Genomic DNA, 3,643 nt, shown 5'->3' on the forward strand with positions numbered 1-3,643 from the left:
GGATGCCACCGCGTACGGCTACGAGGACGCAGGCTATTCGCCGGCGGAGGGCGACCCTGGCATGCCCTACCCGGAAGACTTCGGCTTTGCGGACGAGGACAACCAGGGCAATGCCGGTTTCAACGGCGGCAGCCCCAATCGCACACGCCCCAACCCACGCCAGAACAGCGCCCGCAAAGGCCCGCTCACCCTGGCTGAACGCCTGGTGCTGGTGCTGCTGGATTACCCCTCACTGATTGACCAACACCCGCTGCCCGAGGGCATCGAAACCCTCCCGCTGCCGCATATCGACCTGCTGGTCCAGGTAGCCGGCCTGTGTCGGCAAAACCACAGCGCCGCCGCGCTGCTTGGCGCCCTGATGGCGCTGGAGCAGGGCGAAACTCTGTCTCGTCTGCTCAAGGCCAGCCTCAAGCCGCCCATGGGCGAAGAAATGGCCACCCGGCTCTGGCTGGATGCCCTGTCACAGCTGGAAGTCACCCGGCTGGAAGCCGCCTTGCTGGAAGTGGAACAGGCCGGCATGCCCGACCCGGCGCACTGGCAGGCGCTGCATAAAGCCCTGGCCGAAGCGCGCCAGCACGCCCGCAAACCCTTCGGCTAGCCCGGTCCGTGCCATACCCCCGGGGTTGCATTGACTGGCCGTAGCCCCCACATCCCGGTATAATACGCCGTTTTCCCACGCCACCATCACGCTGGCCAGCGCAAGCTTCCAGCACGACGTTACGGGCTTTATTGCATGACGACTCAAAAGCAGCAGCAACAATCTCAGCTGAAGCAGTTGATCGCACTGGGTAAGGAACAGGGCTACCTTACCTACGCCGAAGTGAATGACCACTTGCCGGATTCCATTACCGACACCGATCAAGTGGAAGACATCATTCAGATGATCAACGACATGGGCATTACCGTGGTGGAAAAGGCCGCCGATGCCGATCAGTTGACGATCGATGAAAGCGCCGACAGCACCGACGAAGTCGCCGCTGAAGAAGCCGCTGCTGTGCTCGCCTCCGTAGAAAACGAACCCGGCCGCACCACTGACCCGGTGCGCATGTACATGCGCGAAATGGGTACCGTGGAGCTGCTGACCCGCGAAGGCGAAATCGAAATTGCCAAACGCATCGAAGAAGGCACCCGTGAAGTCCTGCACGCCCTCGCCTTCTGGCCCGGCGCCGTCGACATGGTGATCGACGAATACGCCCGCGTGGAAAACGAAGAACGCAAGCTCACCGACATCATTGCCGGTTACCTGGATCCCAACGACGATGGCGCCGCGGCAACCAACGCCAACCGGGACCCAGCCTTTGCCGAGAAAGCCAAAAAAGCGGCAGAAGAAAAAGCCAAGGCCAAAGAAAAAGCCAAAGACGACGACGCTGATGACAAAGACAGCGACGACGATGAGGAAGAAGATGAAGGCGGCCTGGATCCGGTTCTGGCAGCAGAGCGTTTCGAAACGCTGAAAAAACTGCACGAAAAAGCCGAGCGCTCACTCAAGCGCAATGGTCGCGACCACGCCTCCAGCGCCAAGGCACTGGAAGCCCTGGCCGAACACTTCACCCTGTTCAAACTGGTGCCGCGCATTTTCGACGGCATGCTGGTGGGTGCCCGTGACAACCTGGATCTGGTGCGCAAATTCGAGCGTCAGATTATGTCTGCCACCATCCGCCGCGGCGGCATGGATCGCAAAGACTTCATTAAGGCGTTCCCCGGCAACGAAACCAACATGGATTGGATCGATGCCCAGCTGAAAACCAAAAAAGGCAAAGCCATCGCCGACAAACTCGGCGCAGTCAAAGAAGATGTGCAACGTGCCCAGCGCAAGATCGGCACCATCGAAGACATCATTGGTCTGCCCGTGGGCGACATCAAGGAAATCAACCGTCGCATCTCCATCGGCGAAGCCAAGGCCCGCCGCGCCAAGAAAGAAATGGTGGAAGCCAACCTGCGTCTGGTAATTTCCATCGCCAAGAAATACACCAACCGTGGCCTGCAATTCCTCGACCTGATTCAGGAAGGCAACATCGGCCTGATGAAAGCCGTGGACAAGTTCGAATACCGTCGTGGTTACAAGTTCTCCACCTACGCCACCTGGTGGATTCGTCAGGCCATTACCCGCTCCATCGCGGATCAGGCGCGCACCATCCGTATCCCGGTACACATGATCGAGACCATCAACAAGATCAACCGGGTACAGCGTCAGATGCTGCAGGAAATGGGCCGTGAGCCGACCCCGGAAGAATTGGGCGTGCGCCTGGAAATGCCGGAAGACAAGGTCCGCAAGGTACTGAAGATCGCCAAAGAGCCGATCTCCATGGAAACCCCCATCGGTGACGATGAAGATTCCAGCCTCGGCGACTTTATCGAAGACGGCAACATGGAATCCCCGGTGGACTCCGCCACCTCACTGGGCCTGGAAGAGGCCACCCGTGATGTGCTGGCCAACCTGACCGCCCGTGAAGCCAAAGTTCTGCGCATGCGCTTCGGCATCGACATGAACACGGACCACACCCTTGAGGAAGTGGGCAAACAGTTCGACGTGACCCGTGAGCGTATCCGTCAGATAGAAGCCAAGGCGCTGCGCAAGTTGCGTCACCCAAGCCGCAGCGAACACCTGCGCAGCTTCCTGGACGGCGACCTGTAATTAGTACGCCGGACGCTTGAGGCCAGACGCCGGACGCAAACCCGGGCTGCTCGCAGCCCGGGCTCATAATAAAAAAAGATCGGCCTTTTCCTGCTTCAAATACACGTTATAATCCATGCCCGCGCGTTAGCGTGGCACCGTCAGGCGTCGAGCATCCGGCGTCAGGCAACTCTTTCGGGCCTATAGCTCAGTTGGTTAGAGCAGTCGACTCATAATCGATTGGTCCCAGGTTCAAGTCCTGGTGGGCCCACCAATTTCTCTGTTCGACTACCATCTCTGGATTGCAAACGCTCTGCTCCTGAAACAAGAAAACCCCGCATCAGCGATACGGGGCATCCAGAAATCAGCGTTTGTTGTTGATACAGTCAGGCGGTTTCCCCAACCGGGTATTGCTTCATCAGTTTGCGAATCACTCTCTGCATATAGCCATTGAAAACGCCCGGCATGTGGCGCGCCACAAAACCCGTGAGTTTGCCCGCAGCGCCAGGAATAATCATCCACTTTCCCGCATCCAGGCCATCAACAATTTGATCGCAGGCCGCATCCGCTTTCATACAACCGGCCGTTTTCTTCAGTTCCAGTGAAATGGGGTTACCAGACAAACGCTCGCCATCCACCAACGGCGTTTCCACCTCCGGTGGGCAGATACAACTCAGATGAATCCCCAAGGCTTCGTATTCATAGCGCAGCGTGGTGGCCAGGCCGATAACACCGAACTTGGAGGCGCCATAGGCACTGTAGGCATAGTTGCTGGTATGCCCTGCCAGCGAAGCCACCAGCGCCAGACGTGAGCCAGACTCCATGAACGGCAACACCGCTGTGGCAAAATGCAGGCTTCCGTTCAGGTTGATATCAATGACCCTGCGAAACTCGGCAGGTTTCTGATCCGCCACCGTCTTGTTCAGTACCACGCCGGCAGAATTAATCGCCAGTTCTGGCGCACCAAACATGGCAATAGCATCAGCCACCGCTGCGGCGACCGCAGCATCATCGGTGATATCCATCTTG

The 3,643-nt window shown here is 58.4% G+C and carries 2 protein-coding genes, 1 tRNA gene and 1 pseudogene; 3 read left to right on the plus strand and 1 reads right to left on the minus strand.

Features of this window, described 5'->3' with window-relative positions:
• The 3 genes and pseudogenes from A3730_RS12065 to A3730_RS12075 all read left to right on the plus strand — a co-directional run.
• A pseudogene (locus A3730_RS12065) lies at positions 1–598 on the plus strand (DNA primase); the annotation flags it as partial.
• A gap of 135 nt (positions 599–733) precedes the next feature.
• Complete coding sequence (rpoD, locus tag A3730_RS12070) at positions 734–2,635, plus strand: RNA polymerase sigma factor RpoD (protein ID WP_063518872.1); 1,902 nt, start codon at positions 734–736, stop codon at positions 2,633–2,635.
• Between the two features lie 176 nt (positions 2,636–2,811).
• Positions 2,812–2,888: transfer RNA gene (locus A3730_RS12075), tRNA-Ile, on the plus strand.
• A 112-nt stretch (positions 2,889–3,000) separates the two neighbouring features.
• Here A3730_RS12075 and A3730_RS12080 read toward each other — a convergent pair.
• On the minus strand, positions 3,001–3,643 hold a 643-nt coding region (locus A3730_RS12080), incomplete at its 5' end, for an SDR family NAD(P)-dependent oxidoreductase (protein ID WP_156501179.1).

Source organism: Alcanivorax sp. HI0044 (assembly GCF_001634945.1).

Bases quoted from the DNA above. Each gene is read 5' to 3' on its own strand.
- rpoD (WP_063518872.1), top strand. From the start codon at position 734: ATGACGACTCAAAAGCAGCAGCAACAATCTCAGCTGAAGCAGTTGATC.